This window comes from Stenotrophomonas sp. ATCM1_4, assembly GCF_004348115.1.
GTDB lineage: Bacteria > Pseudomonadota > Gammaproteobacteria > Xanthomonadales > Xanthomonadaceae > Stenotrophomonas > Stenotrophomonas capsici.
In genome coordinates this window covers 1,756,625-1,773,554 of sequence record NZ_QPFB01000001.1, presented here as the reverse complement: position 1 = coordinate 1,773,554, position 16,930 = coordinate 1,756,625, and the positions used below count along the sequence as shown (strand labels likewise).

Sequence of the window (16,930 nt, the reverse complement as noted above, 5' to 3'; positions counted from 1 at the left end):
CCGCCTCCGACCTGGATCAGGCGTCGACGGCTGGCTCCCCTGCCCGCTCGATGATCGTCAGGTAGCCCGCCACCGTGGCTTCGATGCCTTCGTACAGGGCCTCGCCGATCAGTGCATGACCGATGGAGACCTCCAGCACGTCGGGGACCTGGGTCAGGAAGTGATACAGGTTTGCCTGCGACAGGTCATGTCCGGCATTGACGCCCAACCCGGCGGCCTGCGCGCGGCGTGCGGCATCGGCAAATAGGGCCAACGCCGGTTCCACCGGGCCGGTGGCGAAGGCCTCGGCGTAAGGGCCTGTGTACAACTCGATGCGATCAGCGCCCAGGGCTGCGGCCTGGGCAAGGTCGGGATTGCCGGCATCGACGAACAGGCTGACCCGGCAGCCATATCCCTTGAGCGTGGCGATCAACGGACGCAGGCGTTCGCTGTCGCGGCCGAAATCGAAGCCATGGTCGGAGGTGAGCTGGCCGTCGCCGTCGGGCACCAGGGTGACCTGCGCCGGACGGGTCTGCTCGCACAGCGGCAGCAGGCCGGGATAGCCCTCGCGCGGCGGCGCGAACGGATTGCCTTCGATGTTGAACTCCACGCCATGCTGGCGGGTGAGCTCGGACAATGCGTAGACGTCGTCGGCGCGGATGTGGCGCTGGTCCGGGCGCGGATGCACGGTGATGCCGTGCGCGCCGGCGCGCAGGCAGGTCATCGCGGCACGCACGACGTCCGGATCGCTGCCGCCACGCGAATTGCGCAGCACGGCGACCTTGTTGACGTTGACGCTGAGCTGGGTCATGGCTGGTTGGGGTCCTGCAGCTGCGGGGGGGCGGGAGCCGCTGCCGGCGCCGGCGAAGGGGACGTTGTGGTCGCGGCGTCGGCAGTGGCCGCGGGACGGAGCTGCTCGCGCAGCGCCTGCAGTTCGGCCGCGTGCAGTGGCCGCGGGACATCGTTGACCACGCCGTCGAACTTGGCCGCGTACAGCCCCTTCACCCACAGCAGCATGAACACCAGCGCCGCCACCAACGACAGCACCAGCAGGGCCATGTTCGTCGTGGACAGGGCGAACACGAATGCAGCCAACGCAAGCAACAGGAACAACCAGTACATGGTCTCGACCTCCCCGGAGAGAACTGCAGTTTAACGGCCGCTGCAAGCCCGGTTCCATGGGTTTGAGCATGGGCGGAACGGCGGAGGGCATGGACGGCGAAACGCTCCCAGCCGCCGCCGGTTCAGCGACGACGGATGGGACGTGCGTGCAGTCTTCAGAGCAGTGGTGAGGCCAGCCGGGCCACGGCCTCCGGCAGCCGCTGCCGCCACAGGGGGCGCTGGCTGCTTGGCACCACCTCGGTGGCGATGTCGAACTCCTGCTGCAGGATGGCGTCCAGCTCGGCGGTCAGCCCGCGGTCGTTGTACATCATCGACAGCTCGAAGTTTAGGCGGAAGCTGCGGTGGTCGAAGTTGGCGGTGCCGACGATGCAGGTGTGGTCATCGGCGATGAAGGCCTTGCTGTGCAGCATGCGCGGGCCGTACTCGAAGATGCGCACGCCGGCCTCGAGCAACTCGTCGAAGTAGGAGCGGGCGGCCAGGGTGACGAACTTCGAATCGCTCTGCCGCGGGACCATCAAGCGCGTGTCCAGTCCGCCGAGCGCAGCCGAGGTCAACGCCATGCGGGCGGCTTCGCCGGGCACGAAGTACGGGGTGACCAGCCAGACGCGGTGGCGGGCTTCCTGGATGGCGGCCACGTGCAGGCGGTGGATCGCCTCCCATGCCGAATCCGGTCCGGAGACCAGCACCTGCGCGCGGATCGTGCCCTGGTCGCGCCGCGGCACGTCGGGCGGGAACAGGTCCTCGCGACGGAAGTTGCCCGCGCCCCGCCCGGTGGCGTAGATCCAGTCTTCCAGGAACACCAGTTGCAGGCTGTGCACCACATGGCCCCGGATGCGCATGTGCAGGTCGCGATACGCATTGGGGTTGCGGCTGTCGTCTTCCTCGTCGGTGACGTTGATGCCGCCGGTGAAGGCGATCTCGCCGTCCACCACCACCAGCTTGCGGTGCGTGCGCAGGTTCAGCCACGGGCGCTTGAACGGCTTCAACAACTGGCGCGGGTGGAACCAGGCCACTTCGCCGCCGGCGTCGAGCAGCGGTTGCAGGAAGCGTTTGCCGATGCGCGAGGAACCCACCGCATCGAGCAGCAGGCGCACCGTGACGCCGGCCTTGGCGCGTTCGACCAAGGCATCGCGCATGGCGGTGCCGGCGTGGTCGGGCTCGAAGATGTAGTACTCCAGGTTCACGTGGCGACGTGCCTGGCCGATGGCGGCGATGATCGCCGCGTAGGTGGCCGCGCCATCAACCAGCCAGTCGACTTCGGTGGCAGTGCTGGGCGGCAGGCCGGTGGTGGCCTGCCCGACCCGCGCCAGCTCGGTGCAGGTGTCATCCTGCGCGCCGACCGCGTCGTAGGTGCCCAGCCCCTCGCGCGAGCGCCCGCGGCGCAGGCGCTGGCGGACGATGCGTTGTGGGCCGAACAGGTAGAACACGAACAGCCCGATGTAGGGCAGTGCCGCCAAAGACAGGATCCAGCTCAACGTGGCCACCGGTTCGCGCTTCTGCAGCACGATGTAGCAGGCCAGCAGGACCAGGTAGACCACGTAGGTGGCGGCCAGGATCTGGCCGAGGTGGGGAAGGCTGGACAAGCTGGCCCAGAGGCTGTGGAAGGCATCGCGCATTCGCCGATTCTAGCCATCCGACGGCGCACGCGAGGGACAAAAGCCGCCCATGGCGCCGGTCGATCACCTTGTGCAAGGCCGGCTGAAGCGCCGGGCAGCTGAATGTGGCCAGTCGCTGACAGTGAGACAGGCGCGCGCTAGCGTAGGCCGATGTCGACCCCCTCCCCCATCAAAGGCCGCGGTGCCAGCAGCTACCTGCCCGGCCGGTTCGAGACACAGCTCACCGAAGCCGTGGACGATGGCTGGGCGACAGACGAGAGCGAGGAGTTCGCCCAGGCCCGGCTGCGCACGGACGTACGCCCGGAAACCGCGCGCAGCATCATCAGCCGCAACACCTCGCCGGACGTGGGTTTCAGCCAGTCGGTGAACCCGTACCGCGGTTGCGAGCACGGGTGTTCGTACTGCTTCGCCCGCCCCACGCATGCCTACCTCAACCTGTCGCCGGGGTTGGACTTCGAGACCAAGATCTTCGCCAAGGTCAACGCGGCCGATGTGCTGCGCCGGGAGTTGTCCCGGCCGGGCTACGTGCCGCAGCCGATCGCGCTGGGCATCAACACCGACGCCTACCAGCCGATCGAGCGCAAGCTGGGCATCACCCGGCAGCTGATCGAGGTAATGCTGGAGACCCGGCATCCGTTCTCGCTGATCACCAAGAACGCGCTGGTGGAGCGTGACATCGACCTGCTCGCCCCGCTGGCCGGGCAGCAGCTGGTGAGCGTGCATTTCTCGGTGACCTCGCTGGACCCACACCTGTCGGCGAAGCTGGAGCCGCGCGCCTCGGCCCCGCATGCCCGCCTGCGCGCGATGCGGCGGCTGAGCCAGGCCGGCATCCCGGTGGGGGTGATGGTGGCGCCGGTCATCCCGTGGATCAACGACGCCGAGCTGGAAGCGGTGCTGGAGGCGGCCCGCGATGCCGGGGCCTGCAGCGCGGGCTATGTGCTGCTGCGCCTGCCCTACGAAGTGGCACCGCTGTTCCGCGATTGGCTGCAGGCGCACTACCCGCAGCGTGCCGAACACGTGATGAGCACCATCAACCAGCTACGCGGCGGCAAGGATTACGACAGCCAGTTCGGCAAGCGCATGCGGGGCGAAGGAGCATACGCCGACCTGCTTTCCAACCGCTTCAAGCTGGCGCGCAAGCGGCTGGGGTTCGATGCCCAGAACAGCCATTGGCCGAAGCTGGACTGCAGCCGTTTCATCGCGCCGGCCCCGCCGAAGAAACCGTCGCTGCAGGGCGAGTTGTTCTGAGCGGGCAGGCCGGTTGCCGGGTCAATCGCCGCCACCTCCACCGTCCCCGCCACCATCGCAGCTGCCCGCATCGCCGCTGCACTCGCTGGCATAGGCGTCGGTTCCCAGGATCGGCCCGCCGCCGTCGGATGCGGTGAACGTGTCATCGCGTGGCGTGGCGGCGGCATTGGCCTGGGTGCTGGCGAAGCTCAGGCACAACACCGCGCCGATGACCGGCAGCAGCCAGATCGTGGCGATCTGCAGCACGCGCTGCGAGGCGGACAGGTCCGGCACACGGAACACCGCGCCGGTGGCGACGAGATTGACCAGGACGAGCAACAGCGCGGCAAGCGCGATCCAGTTCATCGGTGAGCTCCAGTGTTCGCGTGATGCGGGCCGGGTGCGGGGCAGCGTAATGCCTGCCGCGTGAAGGGGGACGTGGCGCCTAAGGCTGCCCGTACAGCCGCTGGGCGGACTGGAACAGGATCCAGCTGGTGGCGATGAACTTGTCGCCGCCCTGCGGGCGGTTGCCGCGATGGGTGTGGGTGAAGGCGGTCGGTGCGATCAGCAGGCTGCCGGTGCGCGGGGCAACCTTGCGTTGCTGGAACAGGAACTCGGTCTGGCCTTCGTCGAAGCCGTCGTTGAGGTAGAGCGTCCACAGCAGGTGACGGTGCAGGGTTTCGCCGCTGGCGTCGCGCGGGAACAGCTCGCAATGCCAGTACGGGTAGCCGCCCTCGCCCGCGGTGTACCACTGCAGGTTGATCGCGCCCGGGCGCAGGCAGGTGCGGGCCAGGTCGGACAACGCGCGCTCGTCCATGGCGGGGAAATCATCGGCGGTGAGGCGGCGCGGTTGGCCGTCGCTGCCGGGGACCTGCAACATCAGCGGCGAGATCAGGGCCTGTGGATAACGTCGTAGATAACGCAGCAGGCCATTGAAGACGGCGACCTGCAGGCGCTGGTCGACATCGCGCCAATCCTCGCTGCCGCTGATGCGCAGGTCGCGGCTGTGCTTGAGGTCCGGATGCACGCCGCCGCCCACGCGGCCGGGTCGCAGCTGGTTGCTGTGCTGCATGCGCTGCACGATCGCCGCGCAGTCCTGCGCGGACAGCGCGTCGTCGTAAACCTCGATGAAATCCACGTCGCTCATCGGTGGTTCCCAGGAGAACTGAGGCCGATGGTGGCGTGGAACACCTGCTTTGGGTAGTGCCAGGCCCTCCCGGCGGTGCATTGCCGGGAGGGCTGCAGCGGAGCGTGGCCCCGCTGCAGCGAGCGGTGATCAGTTGGCGTCGTGGTCGGTGTGGTAACGGGTGGCTTGCGCCACCTCGTTCTTCGAACCGAGGAACACCGGCACGCGCTGGTGCAGCTGGGTCGGCTGGAGGTCGAGGATGCGCTCGCGGCCGTTGGTGGCCGCGCCGCCGGCCTGCTCGACCAGCAGCGCCATCGGGTTGGCTTCGTACATCAGGCGCAGCTTGCCGGCCTTGCCCGGGTCCTTCTTGTCCCACGGGTAGATGAAGATGCCGCCGCGGGTCAGGATGCGATGCACGTCGGCCACCATCGAGGCGATCCAGCGCATGTTGAAGTCCTTGCCGCGGCTGCCTTCCTTGCCGGCCAGCAGGTCGGCCACGTAGCCCTGCATCGGCGCTTCCCAGTGGCGCTGGTTGGACATGTTGATCGCGAACTCCTTGGTGTCCGCTGGGACCTGCATGTTGCGCTGGGTCAGGATGAAGGCGCCGGTCTCGCGGTCCAGGGTGAAGGCGTGGGTGCCATGGCCGACGGTCAGCACCAGCATCGTGCTCGGCCCGTAGATGCAGTAGCCGGCGGCCACCTGCTGCACGCCCGGCTGCAGGAAGTGTTCGTCGCCGGGCTGCTTCACGCCGGCCGGGGCGCGCAGCACCGAGAAGATGGTGCCGACCGAGACGTTGACGTCGATGTTGGAGCTGCCATCGAGCGGATCGAACAGCAGCAGGAAGTCACCCTGCGGGTATTCCGACGGCACCGGCTGGCTGTGGTCCATCTCCTCCGAGGCGCAGGCCGCCAGGTGGCCACCCCAGGCGTTGGCTTCGAGCAGGATCTCGTTGGAGATCACGTCCAGCTTCTTCTGCGCCTCGCCCTGCACGTTGCCGGTGCCGGCATCGCCCAGCACGCCCCCCAGGGCGCCCTTGCTGACGGCGATGGCGATCGAGGTGCAGGCGCGGGCGACCACCGCGACCAGCTGGCGCAGGTCGGCGTTGATGCGCTTGTTCTGTTCTTCCTCGATCAGGAAGCGGGTCAGCGACGTACGGGACATGGACGGGAGCTACCTTCAGACAAAAGGAGCGCTATTGTCGCGGGTTGTCCTGCTTTTTTCGAGCTGATGGCCATGCCGTGTCCTTTTGCGGACAAAAGCAGCCATGCGGCGCTGCCGTTGGCTTTACCCACAGGGTCCGTACCATGGAGGCCCGGAGGGGAGTGGCATGGATTGGAATCAGGTGACACATGGTTTGTTGGCAGCCCTGGGCATCGGGCTGCTGATCGGTGCGGTGCGCGAGCGCCAGCACGGCACGACCCGCACGCTGCAGGCCGGCGTGCGTACGCACGCCCTGCTGGCGCTGATGGGAGCGGTGGCGATGCTGCTGGGCTTGCCGGCGTTCCTGGTGGCACTGCTGGCCGCCGCCGCCCTGGCCTGGACCAGCTACCGCATCAGCGCGGCCGACGACCCGGGGCTGACCGGCGAGATCACCATGCTGACCACGGTGCTGCTCGGCGGGCTGGCACTGGAGCAACCGGCGCTGGCCGCCGCATTGGGCGTGGTGGTGGCGATCCTGCTGTGGGCCAAGGCGCCGTTGGCGCGGTTGAGCCGCGAAGTCATCACCGACCAGGAGGTGCGCGATGCGTTGCTGCTGGCGGCGTGCGCGCTGGTGGTGCTGCCGATGCTGCCGTCCGAGGCGGTGGATCCCTGGGGCGTGCTGGTGCCGTACAAGCTCTGGCAGATCGTGGTGCTGGTGATGGGCACCGGCATGCTTGGGCATGTCGCGCTGCGTGCGGTGGGCGCGCGCTGGGGCCTGCCGGTGGCCGGCTTCTTTTCCGGTTTTGCCTCCTCTACCGCTTCGGTGGCGGGGTTCGGGCGCAGCAGCCGGGCGGCACCGGCGCTGGTCCCGCCTTCGGCATCGGCCGCCTTGCTGGCCAACCTGGCCTCGTTGTTGCTGTTCGCGGCGGTGATCGGCACCACCTCGCCGGCCCTGCTGCGCGCCAGTGCATGGCCATTGCTGGCCGGCGCGCTGGTATTGCTGGGGTTCGCGGCACTGGGCCTGCGCCATGTGCCGGATGAAGCGGTGCCCGAGACTTCGACGGCCAAGGCATTCCAGCTGCAGCATGCGCTGATGATCGCGGTGGCGATTGCCGCGGTGCTGCTGGTATCGGAAGGGCTGCGCCAGCTGTTCGGCCAGGCCGGGGCGCTGGTGGGCGCGACGGTGGCGGCGCTGGGTGAACTGCATGCGGCGGCGGCAAGCATCGCCAGCCTGACCACGTCCGGCGGGCTGGAGCTGGGCCAGGCGCGTTGGGGCGTGATTGCCCTGCTGGCGTCGGCGTCGTTGGCCAAGTCGGTGCTGGCCTTCCTCAGTGGTGGTGCACGCTATGGCGGCATCGTCAGCGTGGGGCTGGGTGCAATGGTGGTTGGCGCGGCGGCGGTGGCCTGGCTGGTCGGATGAGGAACGTCGGGGAGCGGAAGGGCTTTGCGATCCTGCGGAACCCCACGCATCAGGCATTTGGCCGCTGGCTTTCGGCTCACCGAGGGCGTGTTGGGGAGAGGTAAAGCGCCCTAGCGCGGCACTAAAAAAGCCCGGGTTTCCCCGGGCTTTTCAACAGGACAGCGACGGCCGATCAGCCGCGGCTGACCTCGTAGACGGCCTTGGCCACGTAGTCCAGGTTCTTCTGGCTCAGCGCGGCCACGCAGATGCGGCCGGTGCCCACGGCATAGATGCCGTAGTCGTCACGCAGCCGGTCCACCTGCGCCTTGCTCAGGCCCGAGTACGAGAACATGCCGGCCTGCTTCTCGATGAAGCTGAACTCCGGCGCGCCCAGGGCGGCCAGCTTCTGCACCATGCCCGCACGCAGGGCGTGGATGCGCTCGCGCATCTCGGTGAGTTCGGCATCCCACAGGCCGCGCAGCTCGGCGCTGCCCAGCACGCCGGCCACCAGGGCGGCGCCGTGGGTGGACGGGCTGGAGTAGATGGTGCGGATGATGCGCTTGACCTGCGACTGCACGGCCTTGGTCGAGGCCGCATCCGGGCCCACCACCGACAACGCGCCGACGCGCTCGCCGTACAGCGAGAACGACTTGGAGTACGAATTGGCGACGATGAAGCTGTCGATGCCGGCCTCGGCGATGATGCGCACGGCCTGGCCGTCCGGCTCGATGCCCTTGTCGAAGCCCTGGTAGGCCATGTCGATGAAGGGGAACAGCTGGCGGTCCTTCAGCAGCGCGGCAACCTGCTTCCACTGCTCGGTGCTCAGGTCCGCGCCGGTCGGGTTGTGGCAGCAGGCGTGCAGCAGCACCACGGTGCCCGGCTGCAGCTTCTGCAGGTCGGCGACCATGCCGGCGAAATCCAGGCCGTGGGTGGCGTTGTCGAAGTAGGTGTAATCGACCACGTCGAAACCGGCGGCGCCGAACACGGCGCGGTGGTTTTCCCAGCTCGGGTTGCTGATGGCCACGGTGGCGTGCGGCAGCAGCGTGCGCAGCAGGTCCGCGCCGACGCGCAGCGCACCGCTGCCGCCGATGGTCTGCGAGGTGGCCACGCGGCCGGCGGCCAGCAGGTCCGAACCTTCGCCGAACACCAGCTTCTGCGTGGCCAGGGTGTAGGCCGGCAGACCGTCGATGGGCAGGTAGCCACGCGGTTTGGCCTCGGCCACCAACTGCTGCTCGTACTGTTTGACGGCACGCAGCAGCGGGATGCGGCCGTTTTCGTCGTAGTAGATGCCGACGCCAAGGTTGACCTTGGTCGGGCGGCTGTCAGCGTTGTATGCCTCGGTCAGACCCAGGATCGGGTCGCCAGGAACCTGTTCCACGTTTGCAAAGAAGGACACGGCGGTACTCGTTTCAGAGTGGCGGGGAGTGGGGGTGTCCGGCGCGGATCACGCACGGCGGCCAGAACCGCCACATCGTAGCAGGGTGGCGCCGTGATGGCCGGAGGATTTCAGTTGGAACTACAGCGGCAGTCATGCACGCGTCGCAGGCACCACCTGCGCGATCATGAACGGATGCGCACCCCTGCCCCGTTCCTGATCGTTTCCGGCCTGTTTCTTGCCGATCCCGTCCACGCCGCCGAACCGGTGCCGGAAACCCTGCGTGCCGTGGAGGTACAGGCGGCCAAGGTGCATGCGGTGGATGACTTCGAATTGCCCGCCTCCAGCACCACGGTGGACGTGGGTACTGCTGGCAATGGCCGCGGCGCGCTGGTGGGCGAAGCGCTGGGCGGCGTGCCGGGCCTGTCGGCGCGCGAACGCCAGAACCTTGCCCAGGACACCCAGCTGTCGATCCGCGGCTTTGGCGCGCGCTCCACCTTCGGCGTGCGAGGCGTGCGCCTGCTGGTCGATGGGGTGCCGGCGACGATGCCCGATGGGCAAGGCCAACTGTCGCATTTCAGCCTGCTCGGCGCGGACCGCATCGAGGTGCTGCGCGGTCCGTTCTCGGCGCTGCATGGCAACTCTTCCGGTGGCGTGCTGCAGCTGTGGAGCGCCGATGGCCAGGCCGGTGACCCGTGGCGGCTGCGTAGCAGCGCCGGCAGCAATGGCAGCGCCAGCACCGGCGTGCAGCTCAAGGGCAAGACGGGGGCGATGCATTACAACGTGGCAGTCAACCACTTCCGCACCGATGGCTGGCGTGACCACAGTGCGGCGCGACGGGAGTCGCTCGCGGCGCGGTTGGGGTTTGTGCTGGCCCCGGGGCAGCGCCTGGACCTGCTGCTCAACGGCTTCGATGCCCCGCACGCGCAGGACCCGCTGGGCCTGACCCGTGCGCAGGTGCAGGCCGATCCACACCAGGCCACGGCGGTCGCCTCCCAGTACGACACCCGCAAATCGGTGCGGCAGAACCAGGCCGGGCTGGTCTACACGCTGGACCGGGGACACCAGACCTGGCGCTTGATGGGCTATGCCGGGCAGCGTGCGGTCGAACAGTTCCTGGCGATCCCGCCGGCGACCCAGGGCAACCCGCTGCATTCCGGCGGCGTGATCGACCTGGACGGCAACTACGGCGGCGTGGACGCGCGCTGGGCCTGGCATGGCGCGCTTGCCGGCCGGCCATTGGAGCTGGTGCTCGGCGCCAATGCCGACCGCCAGCGCCAGCACCGCACCGGCTACGAGAACTTCATCGGCACCACCTACGGCATCAAGGGCCGGTTGCGCCGTGACCAGCGCGACCAGGTGCAGAACGTGGACCAGTTCGCGCAGGCGTGGTGGCAGTTCAGCCCGCGCTGGTCGGCGCTGGTCGGTGCGCGGCATACGCAGGTGCGGTTCCGCTCGCAGGACCACTACCTCACCGCCGGCAACCCGGATGACAGCGGCCGCCGCGACTATGCGGCGACCACGCCGGTCGGCGGACTGGTGTTCCGCGCCAATGACGGCCTGCGCTTGTACGCCTCGGCGGGCCGCGGCTTCGAGAGCCCCACCTTCAATGAGCTGGGTTACCGTGCCGATGGCGGTGCGGGGATGGCGCTGGACCTGTCCTCCTCGACCAGCCGCAACTACGAACTGGGCGCCAAGTGGCGTGCACAGAGCGGGGCGCGCCTGGAACTGGCGCTGTTCCGCGCCGATACCGATGACGAACTGGCGGTGGCGACCAACAGCGGTGGGCGCAGCAGCTACCGCAACATCGGCGCCACCCGCCGCCAGGGCGTGGAGCTGGGATGGCAGCAGCCGATCGGCGAAAGCCAGCACCTGCAGTTGGCCTGGACCTGGCTGCAGGCCAGCGTGCGTGACGGCTACCTGACCTGCACCGGCCTGCCCGCGCCATGCCGGGTACCGACCAACCGGGTGGCGCCCGGCAGCCGCCTGCCGGGCGTGCCGCGCCAGCAGCTGTCCGCGCGTTGGCAGTGGCAGCCGGGGGCATGGCAGTGGGCTGCCGAAGTGGTCGCGGCCAGCGACATGGTGGTCAACGACCTGGCCGATGCGCGCGCACCGGGCTATGCCCTGCTGAACCTGGAGGCGGCACGGGAATGGCCGACCACGCGCGGCCCGCTGCGGGTGTTCGCGCGCGTGGACAACGTGCTGGACCAGCGCTACATCGGCTCGGTCATCGTCAACGACGGCAACCTGCGCTACTACGAGCCGGGACCGGACCGCGGCGTCACGCTGGGGCTGCAATGGTTGTGGGACCGGGGTTCCTGAGCCTGCGGCGGGCAGCCGTCCAGGGCCCCGCTCTGCCCTGCCCCATTCACCGGCCGTCTCTCACTGTTCGCTAACAGCCAGCTCACGGCGAACTGACGGGAGGGGGCGTAATTGTGGCTGCCCCGCAGGAGGAGGGTCGTGCCATGTACCGCCCTGACCGTGTCGAACACCGCCCCGCCCCGACGTTGTTTCGGGCTGATCCGAGCGTGATCCGGCGCGGGCGACTGCAGCGCAGCGCGCATGCCGCCGACGAGGTGGCGCAGGACTTCGTGCAGTACAGCCTGGATGACTACGCGCGTCGCCGTCGTGGCGCACTGCGCTGGCGTGACCTGCAGCCGGCCTATGCCTTCGCGCTGGTCACGCACGCTGCGGATTGGCCGCGCGGCAGTGCCGACACCGAAGCCGAGCTGGCCGCGCACTGGGAGCAGAGCCGTGGTGAATCGCGGCTGGGCTGGGAGAAGGTGCGCGGGGTGATCGAGGATGCGTGGCTGGCGCTGGATCGGATGCCGACCGCCGCGGTGCACGTGCGGGCGGGCTGAGGGAGAAAGCTCAAAGCGACCCCTCCCCGGCCCTCCCCTGGGCTGCGCCCAAGGGAGGGGTGTTCATGGCTTCCATCCTCCCCTGCACCTTCGGCGCAGGCGGGGGCAATGCATCAGGCGCTGAAATCCAGCACCACGCGGCCTTCGATGGCACCGGCGCGCATGCGCGCGAACACGTCGTTGATGTTCTCCAGCGTGTCGGTGCTCACCGTCGCGGCGACCTTGCCGTCGGCGGCGAACTGCAGCGATTCCTGCAGGTCCAGGCGGGTGCCGACGATGGAGCCGCGCACGGTCACGCCGTTGAGCACCATGCCGAAGATGTTGAGCGGGAAATCGCCCGGCGGCAGGCCGTTGAGCGATACCGTGCCGCCACGCCGCACCATGCCCAGCGCCTGCTCGAAGGCCTTCGGCGAGACCGCCGTGACCAGCGCACCATGGGCACCGCCGATCTCCTTCTTCAGGAATGCCGCCGGGTCGGTGGTACGGGCATTGACGGTGACGGTGGCGCCCAGGCGCTTGGCCAGGGTCAGTTTGGCCTCGTCCACGTCCACCGCGGCCACGTTCAGGCCCATCGCCTTGGCATATTGCACCGCCATGTGGCCCAACCCGCCAACCCCGGAAATCACCACCCAGTCGCCGGGCTTGGTGTCGGTCATCTTCAGGCCCTTGTACACGGTGACACCCGCGCAAAGCACCGGGGCGATCTCGACGAAGCCGACGTTGGCCGGCAGGTGGCCGACATAGCCGGCGTTGGCCAGCGCGTACTCGGCGAAGCCACCGTTGACCGAGTAGCCGGTGTTCTGCTGGCTCTCGCACAGGGTTTCCCAGCCGCCCAGGCAGTGCTCGCAGTAGCCACAGGCCGAGTACAGCCACGGCACGCCGACGCGGTCGCCTTCCTTCACGTGGGTGACGCCGGCACCCACCGCCACCACGTGGCCAACGCCTTCATGGCCGGGGATGAAGGGCGGGTTGGGCTTGACCGGCCAGTCGCCTTCGGCGGCGTGCAGGTCGGTGTGGCAGACGCCACAGGCTTCGATCTTGACCAGGATGTCACCGGCGGCCGGGCGCGGCACCGGGACTTCCTCGATGGTCAGCGGCTTGCCGAATTCACGAACCACCGCAGCTTTCATCGTCTTGTCCATCGTCGATCTCCTTACTGGGGGATAGCCCTACTCTGACGCCGGCCCATGTCCGGCGCATTGATCGTGATCACGCCCGGCACGTTGGCGTGCCGGGCATGTGGAGTCAGAAGAAGCCCAGCTTCTTCGGTGAATAGCTGACCAGCAGGTTCTTGGTCTGCTGATAGTGGTCGAGCATCATCTTGTGGTTCTCGCGGCCGATGCCCGACTGCTTGTAGCCCCCGAACGCGGCATGCGCCGGATAGGCGTGGTAGCAGTTGGTCCACACCCGCCCGGCCTGGATGGCGCGGCCCATCCGGTACAGGCGCGAGGCATCGCGGCTCCACAGCCCGGCACCGAGCCCGTAGAGCGTGTCGTTGGCGATCTGCAGGGCTTCTTCCTCGGTCTTGAAGGTGGTCACCGAGACCACCGGCCCGAAGATCTCCTCCTGGAACACGCGCATGTCGTTGCGGCCCTTGAACACGGTCGGCTTGACGTAGAAGCCGCCCTCCAGGCCACCGTGCAAGGTGTTCTGCTCGCCGCCGATCAGCACCTGCGCGCCTTCGGCCTTGCCGATCTCGATGTAGGACAGGATCTTGTCCAGCTGCTCCTTCGAGGCCTGCGCGCCGACCATGGTGTTGGGGTCCAGCGGGTTGCCCTGGACGATCGCCGCCACGCGTGCCAACGCGCGCTCCATGAACTTCTCGTAGATCGACTCCTGGATCAGCGCACGCGACGGGCAGGTGCACACCTCGCCCTGGTTGAAGGCGAACATCACGAAGCCTTCCACCGCCTTGTCCAGGAAGTCATCGTCCTCGGCCATCACGTCGGCGAAGAAGATGTTGGGCGACTTGCCGCCCAGCTCCAGCGTCACCGGGATCAGGTTCTGGCTGGCGTACTGCATGATCAGCCGGCCGGTGCCGGTTTCGCCGGTGAAGGCGATCTTGGCGATGCGCGGGCTGCTGGCCAGCGGTTTGCCGGCCTCCAGGCCGAAGCCATTGACGATGTTGAGCACGCCCGGCGGCAGCAGGTCGCCGATGATCTCCATCAGCACCAGGATCGAGGCCGGGGTCTGTTCGGCCGGCTTGAGCACCACGCAGTTGCCGGCGGCCAGCGCCGGGGCCAGCTTCCAGGCGGCCATCAGCAGCGGGAAGTTCCACGGGATGATCTGCCCGACCACGCCGAGCGGCTCGTGGAAGTGGTAGGCCACGGTGTCCTCGTCCAGCTGCGACAGGCTGCCTTCCTGCGCGCGCAGGGCACCGGCGAAGTAGCGGAAGTGGTCGGCCATCAGCGGCACGTCGGCGTTGAGCGTTTCACGGATCGGCTTGCCGTTGTCCCAGGTCTCGGCGTGGGCGATCAGCTCCAGGTTCTGCTCGATGCGGTCGGCGATGCGGTTGAGCAGGTTGGCGCGCTCGGTGCTGGAGGTCTTGCCCCAGGCGTCCTTGGCGGCATGCGCGGCATCCAGTGCCAGTTCGATGTCCTCGGCGTTGGAGCGCGCCACCTGGGTGAACACCCTGCCGGTGACCGGGGTGATGTTGTCGAAGTACTGGCCGCTGCGCGGCGCCACCCATTGGCCGCCGATGTAGTTGCCATAGCGGGGCTTGAACAGCGACTGCGGGTCGGTGGCCATGGGCTTGGTGGACAGGACTGCGTTCATGCGTGCATCTCCGGGATCAGCAATGGGATGGACCGCGCGCGGCGGTGGTCCCTGCAAGGCGCAAGAGCAGTGCCAACTTCGCCGTGCTGCGTTGCCGCACGCGGCAAATGCCGCCGGGACGGCGCCGCGGGGCGGCCGGTGTTGCGCCGCATCAGCCCCGGACGTTGCAGTGGCCGCGGCACTGTGCTGTTAATCGGAACAGGCAAACGGACACCTGTCGCAATCTGCGACACAGGAGTTTCCATGGCACAGCTACCGCAACACCGCGTGGGCAACGCCCGGCGTTCGTTCTTCGAGCGGGGCACCCTGCCCGTCGGCACCGTGCCCGATGCCATCCTGCAATCGTGGCGACGTTGCCAGCGCAGCGGCCTGGCGGTCGATGCGCAGCCGCAGCTGGAACCGCTGCCCGGTGCCAACCTGCGTGAACTGCGCGAGCGCCACGAGCGCCTGTGGCACCTGGCGCGGGCCGAGCTCGATGGCCTGGCCGCGCATGCCGCCAGCACCGACAGCATCGTGCTGCTCACCGACGAATCCGGTTGGATACTCAATGCCGAGGGCAATGCCGGTTTCCTGGACAGGGCCGGCCGCGTCGCGTTGATGCCCGGCGTGTGCTGGAGCGAAGCGGCGGTGGGCACCAATGCCATCGGCACCGCCATCGTCGAAGGACGGGCCATCGAGGTGCGCGGCGGCGAGCACTTCTTCGCACCGCACGGCATCCTCAGCTGCGCGGCCACGCCCATCCATGACCCGCATGGGCAACTGGTCGGCGTGCTGGATTTCACCGGACCGGCCAGCGTGCAGCAGATGCATGCGCTGGGCCTGGCGCGGTTGGCGGCTAATCGCATCGAGCACCGCTTCTTCGAGAACGGCATGGACAGCTGCGAGCTGCTGCGCCTGCACCACGACCGCGCGCTGCTGGGGACCGCCGGTGAAGGGGTGCTCGGTTTCCGCAATGGACGGTTGGTGGCGGCCAACGGCGTGGGCTTGCGCCTGTTCGGGCTGGAGCGTGGTGACATCGGCCGCGCCTCGTATGAGGCATTGTTCGATGCACCGCTGTCGCGCATGCGCGATGACGGCATGCTGCAGGACCGTAGTGGCCGCATCCTGCACGGCCAACTGGAGGCGTCGGCGGCGCGCGTGGCGCGTGCGCAGGCGGTATCCGTGCCGGTGCCGCAGGCGCGCCCCGCCCTGCCCTTGCCGGCGGCCGGCACGGTATTCAGTGCGGCGCAGGAACAGCAGCTGGCGCGCGCCGGCCGCGTGCTGGAGGCCGGTCTGCCGGTGTTGCTGCAGGGCGAGACCGGCACTGGCAAGGAGGTTGCGGCGCGCGCGCTGCATGCGCGTGGCAGCCGTGCCGGCAAGCCGTTCGTCGCGGTGAACTGCGCAGCGCTGCCGGAAGGATTGATCGAGGCCGAGCTGTTCGGCTACGAGGAAGGCGCCTTCACCGGCGCGCGTCGCCAGGGCAGCCCGGGCCTGCTGCGCCAGGCACAGGGCGGCGTGTTGTTCCTGGACGAGATCGGTGACATGCCACTGGCCCTGCAGCCACGCCTGCTGCGGGTGCTGCAGGACCGCGAACTGTCACCGCTGGGGGGCGGCAAGCCGGTCAAGCTGGATTTCATGCTGGTCTGCGCGACGCATTGCGACCTGCAGCAGGCGATGGATGAAGGTCGTTTCCGTTCGGACCTGTACTACCGCATCGCCGACCACGTGATGCGCTTGCCGGCGTTGCGCGAGGAAGCGGACCGTACCGCGCTGGTGCAGGCGCTATGGGCGCCGTTGGCGCAACAGCGCACGTTGTCGGACCAGGCCCTGCAGAAGCTGGCGGCCTACCACTGGCCGGGCAACCTGCGGCAACTGGTGGCCTGCCTGCGCACGTTGGTGGCGTTGAGCGAGCCGACCGCGGTGATCGCGGCGGAGTGCTTGCCGGAATATCTGCTTGTGGTGCCCACGCCTGCCGTCGTCCCGGCCGGCGATGGCAGCCTGCAGGAGATGACGCTGGAGGTGATGCGCCAGGCGCTGGCGGCGTGCGATGGCAATGTCAGCCAGGCGGCGAAGCGGCTGGGGGTGAATCGCAGTACGTTGTATCGGCGGTTGAAGCTTTAGGAGCCAGACCCCTCCCCAACCCGTCCGGCCCTGCGGCACAGCCTCGGGCGTTCATCGGGTCGCACGCCCGTGGCGTGCAAACGCCCCTCTTCACCCCCTTGGCTGTGCCAAAGGGAGGGAGCAAAAGCGGCAATCGCTGCTATCTGAAAGACCTCGCATGACCGCCCCCTCCCTTTGGCGCAGCCAAGGGGAGGGTTGGGGAGGGGGAAG

At 68.5% G+C, this 16,930-nt stretch carries 14 protein-coding genes; 5 read left to right on the top strand and 9 right to left on the bottom strand.

The features are described from left to right. Positions 1–16 precede the first annotated feature (16 nt). From ATCM_RS08180 to cls, 3 genes are all read right to left on the bottom strand, one after another. The gene (locus tag ATCM_RS08180) at positions 17–790 is read right to left on the bottom strand and encodes a pyridoxine 5'-phosphate synthase (protein ID WP_132864050.1); all 774 of its coding nucleotides are present in this window, start codon (positions 788–790) and stop codon (positions 17–19) included. Then, positions 787–1,101, bottom strand: a complete 315-nt coding sequence (locus ATCM_RS08175) for a hypothetical protein (protein ID WP_243693979.1) — start codon at positions 1,099–1,101, stop codon at positions 787–789. The genes ATCM_RS08180 and ATCM_RS08175 overlap by 4 nt, the downstream gene beginning before the upstream one ends. Before the next feature lie 155 nt (positions 1,102–1,256). Next, positions 1,257–2,717, bottom strand: coding sequence for a cardiolipin synthase (gene cls / locus ATCM_RS08170; protein ID WP_132864049.1), 1,461 nt, complete (start codon positions 2,715–2,717; stop codon positions 1,257–1,259). A 150-nt stretch (positions 2,718–2,867) separates the two neighbouring features. Here cls and ATCM_RS08165 point away from each other — a divergent pair, with 150 nt between their 5' ends. Continuing rightward, the gene (locus ATCM_RS08165) at positions 2,868–3,965 is read left to right on the top strand and encodes a PA0069 family radical SAM protein (protein WP_132864048.1); all 1,098 of its coding nucleotides are present in this window, start codon (positions 2,868–2,870) and stop codon (positions 3,963–3,965) included. 21 nt (positions 3,966–3,986) lie between these two features. Here the strand turns inward: ATCM_RS08165 and ATCM_RS08160 are convergent, their stop codons facing one another. From ATCM_RS08160 to ATCM_RS08150, 3 genes are all read right to left on the bottom strand, one after another. Then, on the bottom strand, positions 3,987–4,310 hold the full coding sequence (locus ATCM_RS08160; protein ID WP_132864047.1) for a hypothetical protein: 324 nt from the start codon (positions 4,308–4,310) through the stop codon (positions 3,987–3,989). A gap of 79 nt (positions 4,311–4,389) precedes the next feature. Next, positions 4,390–5,091: a 2OG-Fe(II) oxygenase gene (locus ATCM_RS08155; protein ID WP_132864046.1), complete on the bottom strand. Its 702-nt coding sequence runs from the start codon at positions 5,089–5,091 to the stop codon at positions 4,390–4,392. A gap of 129 nt (positions 5,092–5,220) precedes the next feature. Continuing rightward, entirely contained in the window at positions 5,221–6,231 is a 1,011-nt protein-coding gene (locus tag ATCM_RS08150) for a class 1 fructose-bisphosphatase (protein WP_132864045.1), read from the bottom strand. Between the two features lie 166 nt (positions 6,232–6,397). Between ATCM_RS08150 and ATCM_RS08145 the strand changes: the two genes are divergently transcribed. After that, positions 6,398–7,630, top strand: a complete 1,233-nt coding sequence (locus ATCM_RS08145) for a DUF4010 domain-containing protein (RefSeq protein WP_165931156.1) — start codon at positions 6,398–6,400, stop codon at positions 7,628–7,630. A 172-nt stretch (positions 7,631–7,802) separates the two neighbouring features. Here ATCM_RS08145 and ATCM_RS08140 read toward each other — a convergent pair whose 3' ends face one another. Further along, positions 7,803–9,005 carry an amino acid aminotransferase gene (locus ATCM_RS08140; protein ID WP_132864043.1) on the bottom strand — a complete coding sequence of 401 codons (1,203 nt, stop codon included), beginning with the start codon at positions 9,003–9,005 and terminating at the stop codon, positions 7,803–7,805. A gap of 174 nt (positions 9,006–9,179) precedes the next feature. On the opposite strand from ATCM_RS08140, the gene ATCM_RS08135 reads away from it, so the two are divergent. Next, complete coding sequence (locus ATCM_RS08135; RefSeq protein ID WP_132864042.1) at positions 9,180–11,306, top strand: TonB-dependent receptor; 2,127 nt, start codon at positions 9,180–9,182, stop codon at positions 11,304–11,306. Positions 11,307–11,449: 143 nt separating this feature from the next. Next, positions 11,450–11,845: a hypothetical protein gene (locus tag ATCM_RS08130; RefSeq protein ID WP_243693978.1), complete on the top strand. Its 396-nt coding sequence runs from the start codon at positions 11,450–11,452 to the stop codon at positions 11,843–11,845. Positions 11,846–11,958: 113 nt separating this feature from the next. Here the strand turns inward: ATCM_RS08130 and adhP are convergent, their stop codons facing one another. Further along, positions 11,959–12,987, bottom strand: a complete 1,029-nt coding sequence (adhP, locus tag ATCM_RS08125) for an alcohol dehydrogenase AdhP (RefSeq protein WP_132864041.1) — start codon at positions 12,985–12,987, stop codon at positions 11,959–11,961. Between the two features lie 103 nt (positions 12,988–13,090). After that, a complete protein-coding gene (adh, locus tag ATCM_RS08120) occupies positions 13,091–14,620 on the bottom strand; it encodes an aldehyde dehydrogenase (RefSeq protein ID WP_132864040.1) in 1,530 nt (509 codons plus the stop codon). A 243-nt stretch (positions 14,621–14,863) separates the two neighbouring features. Between adh and ATCM_RS08115 the strand changes: the two genes are divergently transcribed. Beyond that, a complete protein-coding gene (locus ATCM_RS08115) occupies positions 14,864–16,720 on the top strand; it encodes a sigma-54-dependent Fis family transcriptional regulator (RefSeq protein ID WP_132864039.1) in 1,857 nt (618 codons plus the stop codon). The last annotated feature ends 210 nt before the right edge of the window (positions 16,721–16,930 follow it).

Excerpts from the sequence above, each read along its gene's own strand:
- adh (WP_132864040.1), bottom strand. The coding sequence starts at position 14,620 with ATGAACGCAGTCCTGTCCACCAAGCCCATGGCCACCGACCCGCAGTCG.
- ATCM_RS08165 (WP_132864048.1), top strand. The coding sequence starts at position 2,868 with ATGTCGACCCCCTCCCCCATCAAAGGCCGCGGTGCCAGCAGCTACCTG.
- ATCM_RS08150 (WP_132864045.1), bottom strand. The coding sequence starts at position 6,231 with ATGTCCCGTACGTCGCTGACCCGCTTCCTGATCGAGGAAGAACAGAAC.
- ATCM_RS08175 (WP_243693979.1), bottom strand. The coding sequence starts at position 1,101 with ATGTACTGGTTGTTCCTGTTGCTTGCGTTGGCTGCATTCGTGTTCGCC.
- ATCM_RS08160 (WP_132864047.1), bottom strand. The coding sequence starts at position 4,310 with ATGAACTGGATCGCGCTTGCCGCGCTGTTGCTCGTCCTGGTCAATCTC.
- cls (WP_132864049.1), bottom strand. The coding sequence starts at position 2,717 with ATGCGCGATGCCTTCCACAGCCTCTGGGCCAGCTTGTCCAGCCTTCCC.
- adhP (WP_132864041.1), bottom strand. The coding sequence starts at position 12,987 with ATGGACAAGACGATGAAAGCTGCGGTGGTTCGTGAATTCGGCAAGCCG.
- ATCM_RS08115 (WP_132864039.1), top strand. The coding sequence starts at position 14,864 with ATGGCACAGCTACCGCAACACCGCGTGGGCAACGCCCGGCGTTCGTTC.
- ATCM_RS08135 (WP_132864042.1), top strand. The coding sequence starts at position 9,180 with ATGCGCACCCCTGCCCCGTTCCTGATCGTTTCCGGCCTGTTTCTTGCC.
- ATCM_RS08145 (WP_165931156.1), top strand. The coding sequence starts at position 6,398 with ATGGATTGGAATCAGGTGACACATGGTTTGTTGGCAGCCCTGGGCATC.
- ATCM_RS08180 (WP_132864050.1), bottom strand. The coding sequence starts at position 790 with ATGACCCAGCTCAGCGTCAACGTCAACAAGGTCGCCGTGCTGCGCAAT.
- ATCM_RS08155 (WP_132864046.1), bottom strand. The coding sequence starts at position 5,091 with ATGAGCGACGTGGATTTCATCGAGGTTTACGACGACGCGCTGTCCGCG.
- ATCM_RS08130 (WP_243693978.1), top strand. The coding sequence starts at position 11,450 with ATGTACCGCCCTGACCGTGTCGAACACCGCCCCGCCCCGACGTTGTTT.